Annotated in this window: 19 protein-coding genes and 1 pseudogene; 8 read left to right on the top strand and 12 right to left on the bottom strand. The window is 35.0% G+C overall.

Annotated features, from left to right (window positions below):
* Positions 1–434: 434 nt before the first annotated feature.
* Positions 435–2594 carry a hypothetical protein gene (locus MKX83_RS11655; protein WP_341055458.1) on the bottom strand — a complete coding sequence of 720 codons (2160 nt, stop codon included), beginning with the start codon at positions 2592–2594 and terminating at the stop codon, positions 435–437.
* A 363-nt stretch (positions 2595–2957) separates the two neighbouring features.
* On the opposite strand from MKX83_RS11655, the gene MKX83_RS11650 reads away from it, so the two are divergent.
* Both MKX83_RS11650 and MKX83_RS11645 read left to right on the top strand, forming a co-directional pair.
* Positions 2958–3680: an ABC transporter ATP-binding protein gene (locus MKX83_RS11650; protein ID WP_340974756.1), complete on the top strand. Its 723-nt coding sequence runs from the start codon at positions 2958–2960 to the stop codon at positions 3678–3680.
* Positions 3677–4444 (top strand): ABC transporter permease, encoded by a 768-nt coding sequence (locus MKX83_RS11645; RefSeq protein WP_095373377.1) that lies wholly within the window; start codon positions 3677–3679, stop codon positions 4442–4444. Before MKX83_RS11650 ends, MKX83_RS11645 begins: the two co-directional genes overlap by 4 nt.
* A 75-nt stretch (positions 4445–4519) precedes the next feature.
* On the opposite strand, the gene MKX83_RS11640 is transcribed toward MKX83_RS11645, so the two are convergent.
* The gene (locus MKX83_RS11640) at positions 4520–4795 is read right to left on the bottom strand and encodes a hypothetical protein (protein WP_095373378.1); all 276 of its coding nucleotides are present in this window, start codon (positions 4793–4795) and stop codon (positions 4520–4522) included.
* 267 nt (positions 4796–5062) lie between these two features.
* On the opposite strand from MKX83_RS11640, the gene MKX83_RS11635 reads away from it, so the two are divergent.
* A complete protein-coding gene (locus tag MKX83_RS11635) occupies positions 5063–5284 on the top strand; it encodes a hypothetical protein (protein WP_341055456.1) in 222 nt (73 codons plus the stop codon).
* A 56-nt stretch (positions 5285–5340) separates the two neighbouring features.
* Positions 5341–7371, top strand: a complete 2031-nt coding sequence (locus MKX83_RS11630) for a catalase (RefSeq protein WP_341055454.1) — start codon at positions 5341–5343, stop codon at positions 7369–7371.
* 332 nt (positions 7372–7703) lie between these two features.
* Here MKX83_RS11630 and sdaAA read toward each other — a convergent pair whose 3' ends face one another.
* The 7 genes and pseudogenes from sdaAA to MKX83_RS11595 all read right to left on the bottom strand — a co-directional run bounded on the left by sdaAA (position 7704) and on the right by MKX83_RS11595 (position 13446).
* Positions 7704–8594 (bottom strand): L-serine ammonia-lyase, iron-sulfur-dependent, subunit alpha, encoded by an 891-nt coding sequence (gene sdaAA, locus MKX83_RS11625; protein WP_224936358.1) that lies wholly within the window; start codon positions 8592–8594, stop codon positions 7704–7706.
* A gap of 24 nt (positions 8595–8618) precedes the next feature.
* Positions 8619–9281: an L-serine ammonia-lyase, iron-sulfur-dependent subunit beta gene (gene sdaAB, locus MKX83_RS11620; protein WP_224936357.1), complete on the bottom strand. Its 663-nt coding sequence runs from the start codon at positions 9279–9281 to the stop codon at positions 8619–8621.
* 36 nt (positions 9282–9317) lie between these two features.
* Positions 9318–9992 (bottom strand): helix-turn-helix transcriptional regulator, encoded by a 675-nt coding sequence (locus MKX83_RS11615; protein ID WP_289433634.1) that lies wholly within the window; start codon positions 9990–9992, stop codon positions 9318–9320.
* Between the two features lie 478 nt (positions 9993–10470).
* Positions 10471–10704, bottom strand: coding sequence for a group-specific protein (locus MKX83_RS11610; RefSeq protein WP_224936355.1), 234 nt, complete (start codon positions 10702–10704; stop codon positions 10471–10473).
* A 95-nt stretch (positions 10705–10799) separates the two neighbouring features.
* A pseudogene (locus MKX83_RS11605) lies at positions 10800–12717 on the bottom strand (LTA synthase family protein).
* Between the two features lie 183 nt (positions 12718–12900).
* Positions 12901–13134: a hypothetical protein gene (locus MKX83_RS11600; protein ID WP_224936353.1), complete on the bottom strand. Its 234-nt coding sequence runs from the start codon at positions 13132–13134 to the stop codon at positions 12901–12903.
* A 12-nt stretch (positions 13135–13146) separates the two neighbouring features.
* The gene (locus tag MKX83_RS11595; RefSeq protein WP_281202457.1) at positions 13147–13446 is read right to left on the bottom strand and encodes a DUF2642 domain-containing protein; all 300 of its coding nucleotides are present in this window, start codon (positions 13444–13446) and stop codon (positions 13147–13149) included.
* 156 nt (positions 13447–13602) lie between these two features.
* Between MKX83_RS11595 and MKX83_RS11590 the strand changes: the two genes are divergently transcribed.
* The 3 genes from MKX83_RS11590 to MKX83_RS11580 all read left to right on the top strand — a co-directional run bounded on the left by MKX83_RS11590 (position 13603) and on the right by MKX83_RS11580 (position 16321).
* On the top strand, positions 13603–14697 hold the full coding sequence (locus tag MKX83_RS11590; protein WP_341055440.1) for a glycosyltransferase: 1095 nt from the start codon (positions 13603–13605) through the stop codon (positions 14695–14697).
* 43 nt (positions 14698–14740) lie between these two features.
* On the top strand, positions 14741–15196 hold the full coding sequence (locus MKX83_RS11585; protein WP_341055438.1) for a hypothetical protein: 456 nt from the start codon (positions 14741–14743) through the stop codon (positions 15194–15196).
* Positions 15197–15298: 102 nt separating this feature from the next.
* Entirely contained in the window at positions 15299–16321 is a 1023-nt protein-coding gene (locus MKX83_RS11580; protein ID WP_445293183.1) for a M42 family metallopeptidase, read from the top strand.
* Positions 16322–16396: 75 nt separating this feature from the next.
* Here the strand turns inward: MKX83_RS11580 and MKX83_RS11575 are convergent, their stop codons facing one another.
* Positions 16397–17116, bottom strand: a complete 720-nt coding sequence (locus MKX83_RS11575; RefSeq protein WP_341055431.1) for a glycosyltransferase family 2 protein — start codon at positions 17114–17116, stop codon at positions 16397–16399.
* A gap of 108 nt (positions 17117–17224) precedes the next feature.
* Here MKX83_RS11575 and MKX83_RS11570 point away from each other — a divergent pair, with 108 nt between their 5' ends.
* Entirely contained in the window at positions 17225–18307 is a 1083-nt protein-coding gene (locus MKX83_RS11570; RefSeq protein ID WP_341055428.1) for a glycosyltransferase family 4 protein, read from the top strand.
* A gap of 441 nt (positions 18308–18748) precedes the next feature.
* Here MKX83_RS11570 and MKX83_RS11565 read toward each other — a convergent pair whose 3' ends face one another.
* Positions 18749–19462, bottom strand: coding sequence for a glycosyltransferase (locus MKX83_RS11565; RefSeq protein WP_341055425.1), 714 nt, complete (start codon positions 19460–19462; stop codon positions 18749–18751).
* Between the two features lie 2 nt (positions 19463–19464).
* Positions 19465–20382: an NAD-dependent epimerase/dehydratase family protein gene (locus tag MKX83_RS11560; RefSeq protein WP_341055421.1), complete on the bottom strand. Its 918-nt coding sequence runs from the start codon at positions 20380–20382 to the stop codon at positions 19465–19467.
* Positions 20383–20448: the final 66 nt, after the last annotated feature.

The raw sequence follows: 20448 nt of genomic DNA, 5'->3' as shown, positions 1-20448 counted from the left end.
CAAAGGTTTTAACAAATGCAGATATTCACATAATTGCACCTGCCCAATTCACAGACATACGAAAAAAGCTGGGACATAAGCATTCTCACTAGAGGATTTAACCGAATGATAAGGAGCATAAAACATCTAGTCATTCGTTATTTTGTGTGAATTATATGCTTATATGAAAAGAATGGTGGAATGGAGCAGAAGACACTCGATTCCTGCAGAAAATAGAGGGGCAGCGAGTGTCTGTAATGCAATTGAACGGACTCTTTTTGAGTTTTATAGATTATAATTTTTTATTGTTCGTTATTTTAAGTTAGGTCATTTAGTTTTATCCCATCCCCAACCTTTAACAGACATATTGAGATATTTTCACATTATTTACGGTAGAAAAATAACCACTAATAATAAATTACCTACGAATATTTAAGTTTATTTTGTCTTATTAATTAAAGGGTCTCTGGAGCAGGGACCCACCTTGCATATAATATTAATTCACCATTTGTTAGTGGCGGGATTTCAGTTACAAGTTTTCCATTCAGGTCGTACCAATTAAGAAATCTATAACCTCTGACGGGACCAGGAGGGCTTAATATGATGGGCAAATCAGATTCGTTATATGTTTGTGGATTAGGATTAGTAGCACCTAATAAATTATTATAAGTAATTGTATTTGTTAATAGTTTAACTAATAATACCTGTGAAGAATCATTACTTAGTTGAATTTCCCAATCTTCAAATTCTGTCGTAGGTTTAACAAAAGCATTTGCATCCTGTTGAACTAACACAGGGTAAGAAGATGTAGACTCTCCTACAACGATGGGGTTTCCCTCAATGTTCGGTGTCACATAATTTGTCAAATCTAATTGTATAACCGTTCTCTCTATTAGTGGTGCTGTTATATAAGCAACATTAGGACGATCGGCAATATATAAGCCATTGGCATCAATAAGATAATCCTGAATATAAAATAATCCGCCATTATATATTCCTGAGGCTGATCCAGTTATATTTGTACGATTGTTGCGAATGATATTTATCCCTGTTAATGATAGTTGACCTTCATTAAAGACGGCACCGCCTACTATACTAGCTTCATTTTCCTCTACCAAACTATCAATTAAGCTGACAACGCCATTCAGATTCGTAAATATCGCGCCTCCATAACCCGCAATATTTTCTACAAATGAACTATCATTTAGAACTGTACCTGAATAAGAGTTTACAAATAATGCTCCTCCATTACCTATTGTAGTACTTGAATTAGCTAAAAATTGAATGGTTGATAGTGTGAATTGACTGAAATTGACAAAAATTCCTCCGCCGTTCTCTGATGCCTGATTGTAATTAAATGTGTTGTGTGTAGCTTCTATCGTTCCGGCGTTTGAAAAAATCCCTCCACCATTTTTAGCATAATTCTCTTCAAATAAGCAATTAGTAAAAACAGGTGTACTTGATGTGATAGCATCATTTAAGTAAAGAGCACCCCCATTATTATCACAAGTATTCCTTAGAAAATGGATTGCTGATAACTGTACTTCTGCATTATTTATAAACATGCCACCTCCATCCAAATTGGCATAATTTGACTGTATAAGAATATTATTAACATCAATAACTGTATTGAAATTAATAAATACGCCTCCACCAGCTACACTCACTTGATTATTTACAAAAGTACAATTGGACATTTCTGCCGTTCCCTGATTAATAAAGACTCCCCCACCATTTTGTGCTATATTTCTATCAAACAAACACTCAGTAACAACAGAGTTGATCGTTGGATTTAAGTATAGACCTGCTCCATCTCTTCCAGCTGTATTTAAGATAAATCGAGATTGTTCATTTGTCACACTTGAATTATTATTTGCGTAAACACCTCCCCCATCTATCGATACATTGTTTATCTCAAAGGTATTATTACTTAATTGGGCATTGACATCATGATTAAGAAACACCCCTCCCCCGAATTCTGCTACCTGATTATTAAAAGTCGATCCTGAAATATTTCCATTTGAAAAACCACCTACAAAAATGCCACCTCCATTGCTTATAGCTTCATTATTTGCATAAGTACTATTTATGACAGTAATTGTTGAAGAGGCGTTAATATACACCGCTCCACCCTCTCTGGCCGAATTTTCTTCAAAATGACAATTCTCTATAGTAGTGGTTGTACCATTATTTGAAAAAAGTGCTCCTCCTACATTCGTAGAACTATTGTTAATAAATGAAGTATTTGTTGCAATCACAACACCATTATTAGTCGTAAATAAAGCACTTCCATTTATATTTGAGGATATATTTCGAAATATACAATTATCAACAATGACAGAAGCATTATTATAAATAAAAGGTGAAGATACATTATTATCTCCTTCAAATACTAGATCGCTAATGTTTAGAGCTCCATTTAAACCAATAATGAATATAGACCCTGTAAAACCAGCTACCTTATTTAATACGATAGCACTATTACTTCCATATATTGTTACCGAATAATTTATATTAATTGTGTTCGAAAAAATGATATTACTTGCAATAGTAATATCATCCTCTAAAGCATTAATAGCACTAACTAATTCAGCATAAGTATTCACTGTAACCATTTACCCATCCTCCAATCCATATATTATATTCAATTCCTTAAGAAAATCTTGTGCGAGTATACTAACTTGCTTATGTAACCTAAATGGAATAAAAAGATGGAAATACGTATGATTAAATAAAAGAGGAATTTCTACACTTAGAGGGTTATATAATGTTATTTTTTGGAATTAACCTATTACCATCTTTTTGTGAATGCTAACAATTACAAACTTGTTTAAAGATAATAGTTAATACGCTTATATTAATTTCGTTGGTAAATGTACTCATATCAATTATTTATAGGATATACTAAGGATGTTTCTACATATATTATGAATTTCACTTTATAAAAGAAAAGAATCCTATTTAAAGGTGGTTTCACTTTGCATACAGCAATTTCATTTCAAAATGTACATTATCACACTGATTCATTATCAATTATTAAAGACATAACTGGTACTATTTCATCGGGGAATATAACGACCGTTGTCGGTCCATCAGGCTCGGGCAAATCTACACTATTTCATTTATGTAATGGGATGAAATCAGCCTCATCTGGAGACATTTTCATTCATGGTGAGGATATTTTGACCATTACACCAACAGTTTTACGTCGTAATGTAGGAATAGTTCTGCAAAAAGCCATTATGATAGACGGGGATGTCTATGATAATTTATCGTTGCCGCTAACCCTCAATGGAGAAAAGTTGTCAAAAGAAAAGGCGATTGAAATGCTTAATTTGATTGGATTGAATGAAGAATTTCTTCACCGCAAAGCAACAGACCTTTCTGGAGGGCAACAACAAAGGGTGTCTATCGCGCGGACATTATTGAATGAACCAGTAATATTATTGTTAGACGAAGTTACATCAGCCCTTGACCAAACTTCACAAAGGGAAGTTGAGCAACTAATTACATCCATTAATCAAAAGAGGAAAACAACCATTGTTTGGATTACTCATAATCTTGATCAAGCACTACGTATAGGGGATGAGACGTGGGTAATTATAGATGGCAAACTAGCGGCACATGGAAAAAGTTCTGAAATTGTTTCATCCTCTAATGATAAGGTCAAGCAGTTTTTTGAAGGTGGTGAGGAAAAATGACTTTTTTCCAATTATCTCTGACATTAATATTTGTTCTTATTCCTATTCTCTTATCTAAAACATTCAAGCTAGGTCTTGAAAAGGATGTCTTGATTGCGACCATTCGCTCAATCATCCAACTTCTTGCGGTCGGTTACGTGTTGCAATTCGTTTTTGATTCAGAAAGCTTTTTCTATATCTTTTTAATGATTATTCTCATTATTACTGCTGCCGTACATAATGCAAGAAAAAAAGGTGTGATGATTAAAGGCATTACATGGAAACTAATTCTTACATACTGCTTTATTGAAGTGTTGACCCAAAGTGTCCTTATTAGTCTTAAAATTATTCCAGCAACTGCGCAATATATGATTCCCATTAGTGGAATGATTATTGGTAATGCGATGGTATTATCAATATTATTTCTTAATCGGTTTACCGCGGAAATTGAAAACAGAACAGGAGAAGTAGAACTTTTTCTATCATTGGGGGGTACACCGAAACAAGCCATCCATCGCCAGTTAATGACTAGTATTCGCGCAAGTACAATACCAACAATTGAGAGTCAAAAAACGATTGGTCTTGTACAACTACCTGGGATGATGAGTGGACAAATAATTGCAGGCGCTGATCCTGTTCAGGCTGTCATGTTTCAATTGTTGATTCTATTTATGTTGCTTTCATCTGCTGTTATCACGAGTATTATACTTGGATTCCTATCGTATCCAACAATGTTTAATGAAAGGATGCAATTTGTGACTCATACGCCAAGTAAATCGGAATGATACCCTTTATAAAACGCGGACAAATGGAAATTTGTTCGTGTTTTTTCGTTTTAATAAACTCTATACCCTTTTGAATTATTTTTTATTTCTAAAATAAAGCAAAGATGTTTTAAGGGAAGCGTAACTACCAATAGCCCCATAACCATAAAAATAACCCATAAAGACCCCTGCAATGAGATCACCTCTATGACTAATAAAAATCGATACAATTAACCCAATAAGTATAGCCACTGTTGGTACAAAAGGTTTACTAATCCCTAGAAAATATTTTAACATTTGCGTAAAGATAATCACGATGGGAATGGCGATCATAGCATCCCAAAAATTTGTATGTATGACGGGAAATTCCATCTCTTATTGCCCCTTTCAATATTTAAACCAACAACATTGTTCTTTCTATTATTCTTCATCATTGCTGAAATACTCTTATAAAAGGATAAACCTCATGAAAATTGGTTACATTATAATTGAACAATCCAAGTAAACAGCAAAGGAAAATAAACATTTAAAAGGTTTTTAAGATACGATTTATATAAGTTCTGTATTATCTAAAAGATTAGGCGAATGAAAGCCTAGTCTATCGCATTAATGCATCATTTCAAATGGAGGCGAATCTACATGGCTATTAAAAAGAATATGGAGTTTAAAATTAAAGATGGTTTTTTACCGAACTTATGTTTGTCAAAATCTTTGAAGGTTTTGGATGTAAGTGATAGTAGTATTATTATTGAAATGGGGTCTTCACAAAAACGTGGCGTTTTCCCGCCAGAAAACTTCAATTATTGGATTAATAAAGGGATATTAATTGCCGTGAAAGACCATCAAAAGCGTATATCATAAAATTTTATACATACTTTTTTACCGTCATCATACCTTTGATAATGGAGGTGACTGTAGTGGAGCGAGAAGGCAAAAAGCCAGAAAATAAAAAAACGAAACAATTAGAAGCATTCATTCGTGAAAATAAAAATCAACCGTTAACAACTAATGAAGGGGTAAAAATTGCGAATGACGAAAATACTCTAACAGCTGGTGAACGCGGTCCCACCTTGATGGAGGATTTTATATTTCAGGATAAAATGGCTCATTTTGATAGAGAGCGTATTCCTGAGAGAGTAGTTCACGCGAGGGGATTTGCTGCCCATGGGGTTTTTCGTGTATATGAATCGTTAGAAGATATAACAATGGCTCATTTTCTTCAAGATCCTAGTTTAGAAACACCAGTATTCGTCCGTTTTTCTCAGGTGGCGGGCTCTAGAGGGGTAAATGAAACGAACCGAGATGTACGGGGATTTGCAACAAAATTTTATACAGAAGAAGGTAATTTTGACCTGGTAGGGAATAATATTCCCATCTTCTTTATTCAAGACGGTATTAAATTTCCAGATCTCATTCATGCAGTAAAACCTGAACCGCATAATGAAATTCCACAAGGTCAAACAGCTCACGACACTTTTTGGGACTTCATTTCTAGCAATGAAGAATCTGCAGCAATGATGATGTGGATTATGTCTGACCGGACAATTCCCCGTAGCTTTAGAACGATGGAGGGCTTCGGCGTCCATACATTTAGACTGGTTAATAAAAATAACGAAGCGAGATTTGTTAAATTTCATTGGAAGCCTGTACTCGGCCTGCACTCGTTAATTTGGGATGAAGCACAAAAACTTGGCGGAGCTGATGCCGATTTTCACCGCAGAGATTTATGGGAAAATATCGAAGAAGGTCACTTTGCTGAGTATGAATTAGGCATACAAGTCATAAATGAAGAAGACGAATTTAATTTCGGCTTTGATATTCTAGATGCGACTAAATTATGGCCAGAAGAGCTTGTTCCCGTACGGAAAATAGGTAAAATGACATTGAATCGAAATGTAGATAATGTATTTGCCGAAACAGAACAAGTTGCTCTTCACCCTGGTAGTATTGTTCGTGGCATTGACTTCTCTAATGACCCCCTACTACAAACGCGTATTTTTTCCTATTCAGATACACAAATATATCGTGTAGGAACAAATTTTCAGCAAATTCCTATTAATCGTCCTGTTTGTCCATTTCATAACAACCAACGAGATGGAGCAGCCAGATATATTATCGATAAGGATAAAGTCGCTTATCACAATAATTCCTTGCAAAACAATACACCTTATGAAGTACCCCCAGCAAGAGGAGGATTCCTCACATATCCTTCTCAAGTTGAAGGCATGAAAGTTCGAAAAACTGCTCCAAGTTTTACAGACCACTTTTCTCAGGCGAGGTTATTTTGGAATAGTATGAGTGATGTTGAAAGGAATCATATTTTCTTAGCTTTTAGCTTTGAATTAGGTAAAGTAAAAAGTAAAATGGTCAGACAAAATGTAGTCAACCTCATTGGTCATATTAGCCACGATCTTGCCACATCCGTGGCACATAAAATTGGTGTTGAGCCACCAAATGTGAAAGAATCATCGGAAACTGCGTCCTCTAAAGCACTTAGTATGGCAAACACCACTTTTTCTCCAGCTACGTTAAAGGTGGGAATCATCGTAGCTGACCAATATGATGCAGCTATTGTACGTCCATTATTACAACAGCTGCTCGCTGCAAAAACTCGCCCGTTCATTATTAGTGAAACACAGGAAACATTGAATGGAACTGATGGTAGTACGCTTCAAGTCGACGATTCCTTTTTAACAGGTTCTCCCCTGGTTTATGACAGCCTATTTGTCGTATCTGGAAGAGGAGCTACACCTCACTTTAATCAAAAAGCAAAGAGCTATATAATTGAACAATTTAATCATTATAAACCGATTGGCTCTTCTCGAAGTGGCATGTACTTAATCCAAGAAGTTGGAATTATTAATAAACCTGGAGTAACAATCACAAACGGCCCTTTTAAAACTTATATACAAAATGTAGGTAAACAAAGGTTTTGGGAACGAGGATAATAGACAAAATACACCGGCATCAACCACCTTTGTGACCCATTTTACATTAGACCACTTTTGTAGTGGTCTTCTCTTATGCTATCTATGCCTGTACTTCATTGTAATCTGTGCAAAAGAGGAACATGGGTACGAATATCGTATTGAATGATAAGCACTCCTAAGACTTTTTCATTTGATTTTGATAAAAAGAGTACCTAGCGATCTTTGCTCTACTTCTTTCTCCCACATCTCATTCCTTATTAGCCATACTGCTGCTAAACAAACAAAAAAATAAACACTCTTGAATCGTATAGACACGAGACAAGAATGTTTATTTAAAGTGCTCTATCATATTATTTAACTGCTTTAGCTTTGTTCCCAAAAATCTCTTTTTCTAATCTTCTACCTGTTGGTGTGGCCGCTAACCCACCTTCAGCCGTTTCTCTTAACGCAGAAGGCATCGTTTGACCAATTCGGTACATGGCATCAATCACTTCATCACATGGAATTCTACTTGTGATCCCTGCTAATGCCATGTCTGCTGCTGTCATCGCATTTGAAGCACCCATTGCGTTTCTTTTCACACAAGGGACTTCTACCAATCCAGCTACAGGATCACATACTAAACCGAGCATATTTTTTAAAGTAATCGCCATCGCATGTGCTGCTTGAGAAGGTGAACCGCCTGCCATTTCTGTAATAGCTGCAGCTGCCATCCCACTCGCTGACCCCACCTCTGCTTGGCAGCCACCAGCTGCTCCGGAAATGGATGCATTATTGGCAACAATAAAGCCAAAAGCTGCGGATGTAAATAAGAATTCAATCATTTCCTCTCTTGTTGGATTAAGTACATCCTTAACGGCAAACAGCGTTCCAGGTACAACGCCTGCGGAACCCGCTGTTGGTGTGGCACAAATAGTTCCCATTGCTGCATTTACTTCATTTGTAGCAACAGCTTTGCTAACAGCATCTAGCAGTGTATGACCAGAAAGTGCTTTTCCACTTTTTATATATTTTTGTAATAGAACCGCGTCTCCTCCTGTTAACCCAGAAACAGAAGTTACACCATTTAAACCTCTCTCTACTGCTTGTTCCATAACGGTAAGATTACGATCCATTTGGGCAATAATATCTTCACGTGTGCGCCCAGATACTTTAACTTCTTGGCGAATCATCACTTCTGCAATTTTGATTTGCTCTCTTTCTGCTAATTCTACTAATTCTGCCGCGTTTTTAAATAACATATACATCCCTCCTACATGCTGTCATTAATCCACCATCTTGATGACTTGAGTGATATGTGGTAACTGAGCAATTTCGTCCATTAAGTTTTGATCAATATTTTGGTCTACTTCAATGACCATTAATGCCATTTTCCCTTTTTCTTTTCTTGACACTTCCATATGACCGATGTTTATTTCATGTTGTGCTAAAAGGTAAGTAACTTTTGAAATTACACCAAATTGGTCATTATGGACCACTAAGATAGCAGGATGTTCACCTGTAAGTTTGAGCGCAAATGAATTTAATTCAATTATTTCAATAGAGCCTCCACCAATGGAAATACCAACGAGTTCCATTTCTTTATCATCATCAAACAATTTAATGCGCACAGTATTTGGATGATCAACAACTGCTTCTTCTACAGAAAACACGATTTCCATTCCCAGTTGCTCGGCTAATTGAAGCGATCCAGGGATGCGTTCATCAAACGTATCGTAATCAAGAATTCCCCCTACAATTGCCACATCTGTTCCATGTCCCTTATACGTTTTCGCAAATGAACCATAAAGATATATTTCCGCCTTCGTTGGCTGCCTGCCAAATAAGGTCCGAGCTACCCTTCCAATCCGAGCAGCCCCAGCTGTATGTGAGCTAGAAGGTCCGATCATAACTGGGCCGATAATATCAAATGCTGATCTATATTTCATATATTATGCTCCTTTATCATTAACTGACTCTTTATCTTAAACATACTCATGCGTGTTTTCGTTCTCATTCTCATTCATCACTTTTATTTTTTGTAAATAATTATAAATAGTAAACTTAGAAACTCCTAAAATAGAAGCAACATATTCATTGGCTCCTTTAATTAAGAAGGTCCCTTTTTCCTCTAACTTTTTCACTGCCTCAATTTTTTCATCAATCGTCATACTTGCAGGTGCTTTTTTATACGGTTGAAGGACTTGTTCCACCATTTCGTGAACAATATCCTGTACGGATGTAAAGAAAGTTTCATCCTTTGTATCTTCTTCATTAAAGTTTGTTAACGTTTCAAGGACACCACCAAATTGCATCATCAAGCTTATGTCATAGTTCATACATAGCGCGCCAATAATTTTATTATGTTCATCACGTAAGAAAACGGTCGATGATTTCATTACATTTCCTTTTGGTGTCTGCGTTTTATAGTTGGCAAGATCCTCTGCTTCATGGTTACCCTTTGCTAATTCGTTCAAAACTAAATCCGTAATTGGAGCACCAATTGAACGACCAGTTACATTACCGGCAAGATGTATAAGCGATTTCTTAAAATCTGAGAAATCATGAACACCTACTTCACAATGAGGGCCAAACATTTTCACAAGCATATCAGCCGTTCTAATAGCAAAGTCAAATATATGTTGATCCTTCTTTTTCATCTTTGTCACATCCTATACTCTTCGAATGAAACCGTTTTCAAAATGGTTGTATTTCAAATCCTAATCATCATAACACACATAAACTATAATTAAAATATTTTTTTAATGCATACAATTTTTTTGTAATAACGTTCAAAAGTACGATAAACTAAGAACAAATAAAAATCCGCAAGTCTAAAATACCTTTGTGCAAGTTTAAAAGACAGGAGATTATACCCTCTTTCGCTTGAGAAAGAAGAGGGCATTTGCCTTTCCTATTGACAACTCATCGTTTTGGACTCTTCTCTGAAGGAGATAATATAGCCTTGTGGAGACCTGATTTCTTTATTTTTTGTGAAGCTCTCAGCTTGGGCTAATTCTATGAGTGCGACATTGAAATGCTTTAAATCAATATCACCACTAAGAGTTTTTTCATTTTACACGCATCTGCCCAACAACAAATGAAAAGCGAAAGAACAAAAGTCCTCTCGCTTTATCATCAAACATTTCTTAAGACCAAATGAAGACGATTATTTCTCGTTTCTTGCTCCTCTTCATCAGCTAAATCGTATTTCTTTAATAAGTGAAATACATCGTTTAGGATTTCTTGGCTATGTTCTTCTTGGAAAAAAAGGTCGAACTTTGCATGCAAATCCTTAGGCAAATACGATTGCTGATCTATATACTTATTTTTTACATCAGTCATTGTGTGATCTAATTTGCATTCGCTCATCTTTTATCCCCCTTAATCAATTTCTTAATGTATGAAGTATAACATTGATTATAAGTTGTTTGCTATATTTTAACCCGAAGTCCACATTCAATACTTTAACTTTCCACTTCACCTTCTTGAACATAGTGATAGTCCTCACGATTGATAGGGGTAAACCCAGCTGGATGATAAAACCTTAATAAATCTTTTGTTAATATTTCATCTGAAAGATCAAGTTTTTCTCTTGCAGCTTGTGTCAGTTGATCAAATTCCTCCTCATACGGTATCATTTTCCCGCTTTTACTATCATAAAAACGGCGATTAATCATACTTATATCATTCGAAACAAAGTCACCATTTCGCAATGGTGTAAGTTCGATATGACCTTTGGCTAATAAAACTGTTCCTAAACCTAAATAATGATTGGTTTCAACTCCTAATAAATGTAGAAGTGTAGGCCTAATATCTAATTGTCCGCCGATAGGTTGAGGATAATCTCCTGTTTTCACTCCAGGGATATGAATAAAAACGGGGACTTGTTGTAGTTTTAGACTTTCGATTGGTGTAATTTCTTTGCCGATAATCTCTGCCATCGCTTCATTATGATTCTCTGAAATTCCGTAGTGATCACCATAAAGGACAATAATAGAACGGTCATATAGACCACTCTTTTTCAAATCTGTGAAAAACTTAGATAATGCGGAATCTAGGTAATTTGCCGATTGGAAATACTGATTAACAACCTTATCATTTGTATTAGCTTGTGGGAAATTTGTATCCCATTCGTCCATTTCAAAAGGAAAATGATTGGATAATGTAATAAATTTTGCGTAAAAAGGTTCAGGTAATTCCTCTAATATTGGCATCGACTCTTCAAAAAAAGGTTTATCTTTCAATCCATAATTCTTCGTATTTCTCTCATTCATATCATAATATGATGCATCATAGAAACGGTCATAGCCTTGAGAACGATACATTTCATTCCGATTCCAAAATGTTTTATAATTCCCATGAAAGGAAGCAGATGTATAACCATATTCCTTTAATATTCCTGGTGTAGATTGAAAGGTATTTTGCGTTTTATTTACATAGGCCGACCCTTGCGGCATGCCATATAAAGAATTATCAAGAATGAACTCAGCATCCGATGTTTTACCTTGACCCGTTTGATTATAGATTTGATCGAAATAAAACGTCTCCTCATTTTCTACTAAAGAATTGAGAAAAGGTGTGACTTCCTTCCCTTCTATTTTCATATTGATTACAAAATCTTGTAATGATTCCATTGAGACTACTATCACATTGCGATTTTGCGCCAATTGAAAATAGTCCTTAGAGGGCGAAACATAGCGATCTTGAATTTCTTTTTTAATCTTCGCTATCAGCCATTGCTCTTTCACTCGTCGCATGTATATTTTGATAAATGTCAAAAAGTGTGAAATTGTATACCCCTAAATACTTGACTAAATAGGCGCGATCAAATGAGCGCTGAAATAACCCCGGTCGATCATTTTCTGCTAAAATGACATTTCCTATAACCATCATTACTCCTATGAAAAGGCCTATCAATGCCATTTTCATGCTTCGATTTCCAACAACCTTAACTTTAAATACGGTCAAAAGGACGACCAACACGATTAAATCTATAAAAAAGAGAATATCTATTGGCTGCATGAGAGCTAAGGCACTATTACTTAATTGCCCCCCATTTGTTCTTGTTTGCATTAAGACTGGTAGTGTAATGAAATCATTGAAGAATCGATAGTATACAACATTTGCATAAAGAAGAATGGTTAAAAGAAGATCCATGATCAGTAAATAAATCATTTGTTTACGTTTATTAAATATATACAAGATAAAAAATAAGCTAACAGAACTTAAAATATGTGTAGCTAATATAATCATTTGCGTTCCCAGCTCAATATCCATTCCAAACTGTGTGTTATATGTAATCAAGAGCTTCATAACAAAACTACTTAATGCAATGAGAAAAATCGTATGAAATGAAATATATTTATTGTTACTTTCTTCCATGATAAAACCTCTTTCACGTTCTTTTATAAATAAAAATGTAATATGATATAAGCTTGCTCCTATTGAAGACGAAGACAAAAATAATAAAGTTTCAAAATGCAGCTTTTTTAATATCGTTCTGCTACACAAATAAAAATGAGAAAGCCTTCAAAGGTAAAGACCTTCGAAGGCTTTAAGTCATCATTAAACTACTGGTAACTCTACATAACTCACATTACATAACGGGATAATAATCTCGTCCGTTTCATTTGAATAATAACCAGATACGACACGTGCTAACACAAGTGAACCTTCATCTACGCGTAAAAGGACGCCTGTTTGAGAAGAAAAGTTACTTACTACAGTGATTGTACGTCCGATGTAACCTTCTAGCTCTTCTGCAATAGTTGGTGCTAATCCAGAAAACCCTCTAGACAATATAAACCCTCCTTATCCTAAATTAATAACTGATTGAATATTTCTAAATGGAACAAAGAAAGTTGAAGTACCATCAGTAACAACAACATAGTCTTTTCTCACTGCTGCTAATACACCTTCTACTGGACCACCTGTTGTTTCAATTTCTACAAAAGTGCCGACTAAGCGTTTTAATTCATTTCTTAGTCCTTCAAAATTACAGAAGTCATCACCACAGTCATTGTTATGAGATGGTTTTTCACAACCCTCTAACCATTCTTTTTCCTTACCACCTTGGTAACGATTTTTCTTCTTAGAGTCAGTACATAACATATTGTAATACCCTCCCTTCACTCCTTAATCACTAACTATCTTATGTCGTTTTCCTCAAACTGAATGGACGAGTTTCCCAGTACAAACGCCTTTTTTCTAACAATTCCATAAACAATCCACATATAATGTAAAAAAACATGATTGGAAGTGAGTTCGATGAAATCCATATTAATGGTAGCTGATCACTTAGGAGCAAACGGAACAGTAACTTATATATTTACAATTAGTAAAGCATTAAAAGCCATGGGTTATACGATTATTGTCATCGGGAGACCCGGCGTATTAGGGGACAATTTTAAGCATGAGAACATTCCTGTCTATGAAGTTAATATTCCGACCACCTTTGACAAAAAATCTAAAGAATTACAAGCAAAAATAGAAGAAATCATTCATAACCATCAAATTGATCTCATTCATTGTCATCAAGTATATTCAGGTATTTTATTACTTCATATGGCACAAAAACATAACATCCCCTATGTCTACACCCTTCATGGCCTCTATAACCGAAAAGAAGAGTTATTAAAAATACTTCCAAAATGTAACCAAATCATTACTGTTAGCCAATTCGTTCAAGAGCAATTGGTTCATCAATATAATCTGTCATCTACCTTCATTCCCAATGGCATTGATGGAAATGATTATTTTTATCAATCTGATCTAACTGTAAGAAAAAACCTTCATATCCCAGAAACAGGATTTGTTGTCTTTTATGCCAGCCGGCTCGAATTTGATAAAGCAGATATTTGCATGCGTCTGTTAAAAGCCATTGAAGAATTGAGACAACCAAACCTATATGCACTTGTTGCTGGGGAAGGTTTTAGAACGAAACAAATTCATAATATGATTAAAGCGATGAATCGGAAAAGAGCAACACCGTACGTTCATTTATTAGGCTCACAACAAGATTTACGCCCCTTTTACTATTCCGTTAATGCGGTTGTAGGAACCGGAAGAACAGCAATGGAAGCGATATGCTGCGAAGTTCCTGTTATAACAGCAGGAGCAAAAGGTTATAGTGGAATTGTGACAAAAGAAAACTGGGAAAAAATGAAATATGGTCATTTTGCTGATCATCATGCAGATCAACCTATTCATCAACGGAATATCAAAAATGACATCTTCCAATTGATGACTCATGAAAAAAAACTTGTAGAAATGAAAGAAATTCGTCAAGCATTATTAAAAGATTTTAACATTGCGAAAATCACAAAAGATTTAACTAATTTGTACGTGAACATCCTCAATTAATGTTAAAATATGCTAAAAGAAAAAAAGGAGGTGCAAGCTCTCCATGTCTAGAAAGAAAATCATATTTATTTCTTTCATGAGTTTAACAACGGTTTTCACCGCTATACTTATTTGTTTTGCGGTGCTAGAGGGAGTCACTTATCAAGCAGCTTCAAAACTGGCTGACACGCTGCAAGAAGAAGACATGCAAAAATTATTAAACGACCCTACAATCCAGTCATATATCAATGAAAAAGACGAGATTGCAACAATGAACTTAAGTAAAACGGACTTACCGATCAAAACGAGATCAGAAGCCATGACCAAAGTAACACAAACCTTCAGCAATCAAGACATCAAGGATCTTTCTACAAAACTAAAACAAGGGTTAACGGAGAAAGATAAGGAAGAATTAATGGACACCGTTAATAAGCATTTTAGTGATGAAGAAATTCTTTCACTAAAAATACTTGCCATACAAGAGCTTAAAAAAAGAGAATCTCAATCACTTAAACAATAAGCAGCCTGGCATGTTCAGACACACAAAAAAGGCGTATAATAATAGACAATTAAACATATAGGAGGCACACAAAATTTGACTAACTTTCAAACGAAAGAAACACTGCAATTATTAAAAGATTTAGTTTCCATCCCTAGTCCATCAGGGAATACATATGAAGTAATTTCATTCGTTGAGGAATATTTGCATGAACTTGGCGTACAAACAAGAAAAAATCGCAAAGGTGCTCTTATCGCAACAATTACTGGCAAAGACGATTCCCAACATAGGATGTTAACTGCACATGTGGATACATTAGGAGCCATTGTAAAGGAAATTAAGCCGAGTGGCAGATTAAAAATTGATCTAATCGGTGGGTTTCGTTATAACTCTATTGAAGGTGAGTACTGTCAAATAGAAACGTCAGATGGAAAAAAATATACTGGGACGATTCTCATGCATCAGACCTCTGTTCACGTATATAAAGATGCCGGTACAGCGGAAAGAAATATAAATAATATGGAAGTACGTTTAGATGAAGAAATACACTCCATTGAAGACGTTAAAAAACTAGGAATTGCCGTAGGAGATTTTGTTTCATTTGATCCACGAGTGGAAATAACCAACGCTGGATTTATCAAATCTAGACATTTAGATGATAAAGCAAGTGTAGCTATTTTACTGCAGTTAATGAAAGATATCGCTACTGCTCGTATTGAATTACCTTATACAACTCATTTCCTCATTTCAAATAATGAAGAAATTGGTTATGGAGGCAATTCAAATATCACTGACGAAACAGTAGAATATTTAGCTGTGGATATGGGAGCGATTGGTGATGGACAGGCAACTGATGAATATACGGTTTCTATATGTGCGAAGGATTCTAGTGGGCCTTATCATTATCAATTGCGTAAACATTTAGTCTCTCTCGCAGAAGAACATCAAATCGGTTATAAAGTGGATATTTATCCATACTACGGTTCCGATGCATCTGCCGCTATTAGAGCTGGATTTGATATTATTCACGGATTAATCGGACCAGGAATCGATTCCTCCCACGCTTTTGAGCGCACGCATGAAAAGAGTATGCGCCAAACTTACGACTTACTTTATTATTATTTACTGTCAGAACTAGTTGGTTAAAGGATCAATCCTGAGTGTAATTGATATAACCATACCTGCCATAACATATTGTTTGACGGCAGGTATATTTTCTTCCTAATCCCCACCCTTTCTTAACTCTGAGATTTTTTTAAATACATGATTTCGATACTGTCTCTTTATGAAGAGAACCTCTTGCTTTATTTCTCTTTGATGATGCACTGTCCCCATTTCTTCATGCACACGATAATTCACTAACTTTTCAGTAAGATAGTGAAATTCCTCACTTAGGCCAACCCGCAGCCACATCTCATAATCATGTGTATATCGGTAACTAACATCAAATGGACCAACTTCGCGTAATAAATCCATACGCAGCATAACTGTACAACCGTGAATAAAACTTATATTTAATAAAGCTTTTAAAAAGTGGCTTCTCAATGAATAGGTTTGATTAAAATAAGCATCTATCTGTGAATCACTCTTCCCAATTGTCTCACAGCCGGTATAACAAGCTCTTACGCCATATGTTTCCATATACTTTACTTGTTTTTCTATTTTTGTTGGCTTATAGCTATCATCGGCGCTAAGCCAACAAAAATATTTACCTGTTGCGATTTGAATTCCAGCATTGAGAGCTGTAGCTGTGCCTCCATTTTCCTTCCTTACATAAGTAACCTGTTTTTTATATGGTTCAAGTTTATCTAGATGTAATGTGGACCCATCATCGATGACAATAATTTCGATATTTCCATGTGTCTGTGCAAGCAGACTTTCAATTGCCTCATCAATATACCGGCAATTATAAAAAGGGATGACTACTGAAACTTTATCCATAAATTAAATGCACTCCGTTCTTTCTTTCTAGACGTATTGTCCAAACCACATGTGAGACTTAAGCATATTTATAATATTAGAGGATAAATGTGATAGGAGGAGTACATCTTGAAAGTATTATTTATATTCTATGTACCAAGTGGAGGAGTTGAAACCTTAAATCGACAAAGAAGTATTGCTTTAAAGGAGGTAGGAATCACTTGTCATTTTCTATATTATGAAAACCGTAGAAATTATATAAATGAACACTATAATCCTGTATTTATTAAAAGTGATGAAGAAGAAATTATTAACCTTATAAAGAAACATCAATATGACGCCATTGTTATTACTTCCGATTTTAAAATGGTGCCAGCTATCAAAAAAAGTGGGTACAAAGGTAAAATCTTTGTTGAAATCCAAGGTTATGGGTCGATACAACAAACAAGATATGGCTTTTCTATCGGTAAAACATTAGCAGAGAAAGATATTGATGGTTTTCTTAATCCAAGAACTCCCCATATTTCCACATTATTAAGTGAGATGTTCCCAAATGTTCCTAAGTATGAATTTAATAATTGCTTTGACTGCAGTCACTTTAACTATAAAGCGACTGGCAAAAGTTTTGTCCAACCAATTATTGGTTGGGTTGGTCGGATCGAGGATAATAAAAACTGGCAGGAATTTTTGAACATTTGTTTTCTACTAAAAAGGAAACTACGTAATCAGCTACAAGTCTACCTTTTTGAAGATCCAACATTATCTTTCCCTAAAGATAGAGAAAATTTTTTAAAGACGTTGAAAAAGTACCATTTAGAAAAAAACATCAATTTATTACCGAATATTCCTAATGAGAAAATGGCTGACTACTTTTCCATGATTAGTGATTCTGGTGGATTTCTTTGTTCGACCTCCAAAATAGAAGGTGCCCCCTTAACAGCATTAGAAGCGATGAGCTGTAGATGCCCAATACTCACAACTGATTCTAGCGGTATAAGAACAGCTGTCACTCATAATGTTACCGGTAAATACTATGATATTGGCAACCCAAAAGAAGCTGTTAAAGAAGGAATAGAGCTAATTCAAAACCAGACGCTCAGACAGACAATTATTAATAACGCAGTATCCCATGTAAAAACGAACTTTGCCCCCTCGCTTTATGCTCAGAATTTCAAGAAAATGATGACAAGTACATTACCAGTAAGTAACTGAAATATGTTCTATGACGGAAAAACAACTAAAAAATTCTCATAGCAAATCTCTTACTATGCTGTTTTTTTCTAATTGAAACGTCATGTCATCTTATAAGGTATACGTTGCAACTACTCATTTAACTATTTTATTTATTCAGTAGCCTCTTTAAGGAATTGAAACAAGTAGATTGTAATAAATCATACATTAGGAAATGAATTGAGCAGTACACTACACTGCTCAATTCTGTTTTTACTCGATTGGTATAACTTGGAATCTTAACTTCCATTGATGTATTCGTCTTTTTTAGTTTACCTAATCGGCAATCATTTTTTTAGCATCTCTATCAGTTGAACAATTAGAACGCACAAAGTTTTATGCAAAAAAGAAAACACTCCATTTTCGGAGTGTTCATTTGGCATGTATTCATCTAGGTCACTATTCATAAAAACTAGTATCATTTCATATCCACTTTTTTAAGTGTTTCCTTAATTTTTTACGATAAATAGCTTCGAGTTTACGTATTTCCAGTTTCATTGCCGGCTGATTTTTAGCTGATGTTGAATTACTATGAGAGCGATATTTTGTTAGACTTTCATTAATAAATGCTATTGAAGTTTTGGCAAGGACCACTCTTAACCACATATCATAGTCTTGGGTATATTTATATTGAGGATTAAAATAGCCCACTTCATTAAATACATCTTTTTTTATCATAACTGTGCACCCGTTTACAGGATTGTAGTATAAAAATGTTTCATAAATATGACCGGTAGATAGAAAATTAATCGTTAAGTTTTTCATCAAAACTTCATTATTTTCATTGATGATATCATAGTTTGTAAAACTCATATCCACTAGACGATCTTCCATAAAATCTACTTGTTTTTCAATCTTATCATGTTCAAATAAATCATCGGCACTTAACCAGGCAATATATTTACCTTTAGCAGCTTTTATTCCCGTATTTAACGCAGCTGCTGTCCCTTTATTTCTTTGAGAAAGATAGGTTAGTTTATCTTTATACGCTTGCACTAAATGTACGTATTCAGTTGAACCATCATCGACAACAATTAATTCAATATTTTGATACGTTTGTTGTAATACACTTTCAATTGCTTGATCGACATATTGGCAATTATAAAAAGGAATAACGACCGAAACTAGTGGCTCCATATTTACACATCCTTCTTTATCTTATTCCTAAAGTGAGTTAACACATCATTTAAAGATTCTTTTAACGTGTAGTCTCTCACCCAACCTAATTCTCTTAATCTTTGTGCACTCATTGATGCTACATAAGATGGTCGTAACTCTTCCACTTCTTCGATATGAATATTTTCATTTGTAAGAGATTTGTAAATAGCCATCACTTCAAGGAGTGTGTAAGATGTTTCAGAACAAATCTCGTACACTTCTCCAACTTTTCCTTTTCTTAACAACAATTCGTAAGCTTTTATTGCATCTCTTACATCGAGAAAATCTCTTTTAGCATTGACAGAAATCTCTACCGCTTCTTCCTTATTATAAGAATGCTTTGTTTCTATTTCTGCAATTCGTTGACCTAAAATGGCACAAATCCCCGTCGAATTTCCTGGCCCAATTAAATTCGTAGGTTTAGCTAAGATGACTTGGCTTTCAAAGAGCTGAATCCAGGACTTTGCCAGTATGACTTGTATCGTTTTGCTAAGACTATAAGGGTTTTTCAGTGTGTCTATTTGATTGGGTTCAAACTCTAAGGCAGAACCCGGTATAAGAATGCGACAGTGTTTCACATGCTTTCTAGCTTCGTCTATTAATTTGGCTGTTGCCATCGTATTAACACTTAATACATCTACTGGATGTTCCCATGAATCAGAAACGCTACATCTCCCAGCTAAATGTAAAATATAATCAGGCTTACTGACATTTACTGCTTCTTCAATTTGTTCAAGCGATAATAAATCACAAATAATTATATTATATGGTAATGATAATATTGGTTGATTCCTCATTAATGCATATACTTGATAACCTTGTTTATGAAAGAAATCACATGCATGCCGACCCGTAAACCCACCAGCACCAGTAATAAGGATTGTTTTCCCTTTACCCATATTGCCCCTCTCACTCTCCAATTCGAACAACTTACTAAATAGCATATGAAGAGTTTGTCTATTTGT

It is taken from the genome of Cytobacillus sp. FSL M8-0252, from assembly GCF_038007345.1.
Classification (GTDB): Bacteria; Bacillota; Bacilli; order Bacillales; family Cytobacillaceae; genus Cytobacillus; species Cytobacillus kochii.
Note: the sequence above shows the minus strand (reverse complement) of the source record. Positions and strands in the feature narration are given on the sequence as shown.

Bases quoted from the DNA above. Each gene is read 5' to 3' on its own strand.
- MKX83_RS11655 (WP_341055458.1), bottom strand. From the start codon at position 2,594: ATGGTTACAGTGAATACTTATGCTGAATTAGTTAGTGCTATTAATGCT.
- MKX83_RS11645 (WP_095373377.1), top strand. From the start codon at position 3,677: ATGACTTTTTTCCAATTATCTCTGACATTAATATTTGTTCTTATTCCT.
- MKX83_RS11640 (WP_095373378.1), bottom strand. From the start codon at position 4,795: ATGGAATTTCCCGTCATACATACAAATTTTTGGGATGCTATGATCGCC.
- MKX83_RS11635 (WP_341055456.1), top strand. From the start codon at position 5,063: ATGGCTATTAAAAAGAATATGGAGTTTAAAATTAAAGATGGTTTTTTA.
- sdaAA (WP_224936358.1), bottom strand. From the start codon at position 8,594: ATGTTATTTAAAAACGCGGCAGAATTAGTAGAATTAGCAGAAAGAGAG.
- sdaAB (WP_224936357.1), bottom strand. From the start codon at position 9,281: ATGAAATATAGATCAGCATTTGATATTATCGGCCCAGTTATGATCGGA.
- MKX83_RS11615 (WP_289433634.1), bottom strand. From the start codon at position 9,992: ATGAAAAAGAAGGATCAACATATATTTGACTTTGCTATTAGAACGGCT.
- MKX83_RS11610 (WP_224936355.1), bottom strand. From the start codon at position 10,704: ATGAGCGAATGCAAATTAGATCACACAATGACTGATGTAAAAAATAAG.
- MKX83_RS11595 (WP_281202457.1), bottom strand. From the start codon at position 13,446: ATGTTATGTACTGACTCTAAGAAGAAAAATCGTTACCAAGGTGGTAAG.
- MKX83_RS11590 (WP_341055440.1), top strand. From the start codon at position 13,603: ATGAAATCCATATTAATGGTAGCTGATCACTTAGGAGCAAACGGAACA.
- MKX83_RS11585 (WP_341055438.1), top strand. From the start codon at position 14,741: ATGTCTAGAAAGAAAATCATATTTATTTCTTTCATGAGTTTAACAACG.
- MKX83_RS11575 (WP_341055431.1), bottom strand. From the start codon at position 17,116: ATGGATAAAGTTTCAGTAGTCATCCCTTTTTATAATTGCCGGTATATT.
- MKX83_RS11565 (WP_341055425.1), bottom strand. From the start codon at position 19,462: ATGGAGCCACTAGTTTCGGTCGTTATTCCTTTTTATAATTGCCAATAT.
- MKX83_RS11560 (WP_341055421.1), bottom strand. From the start codon at position 20,382: ATGGGTAAAGGGAAAACAATCCTTATTACTGGTGCTGGTGGGTTTACG.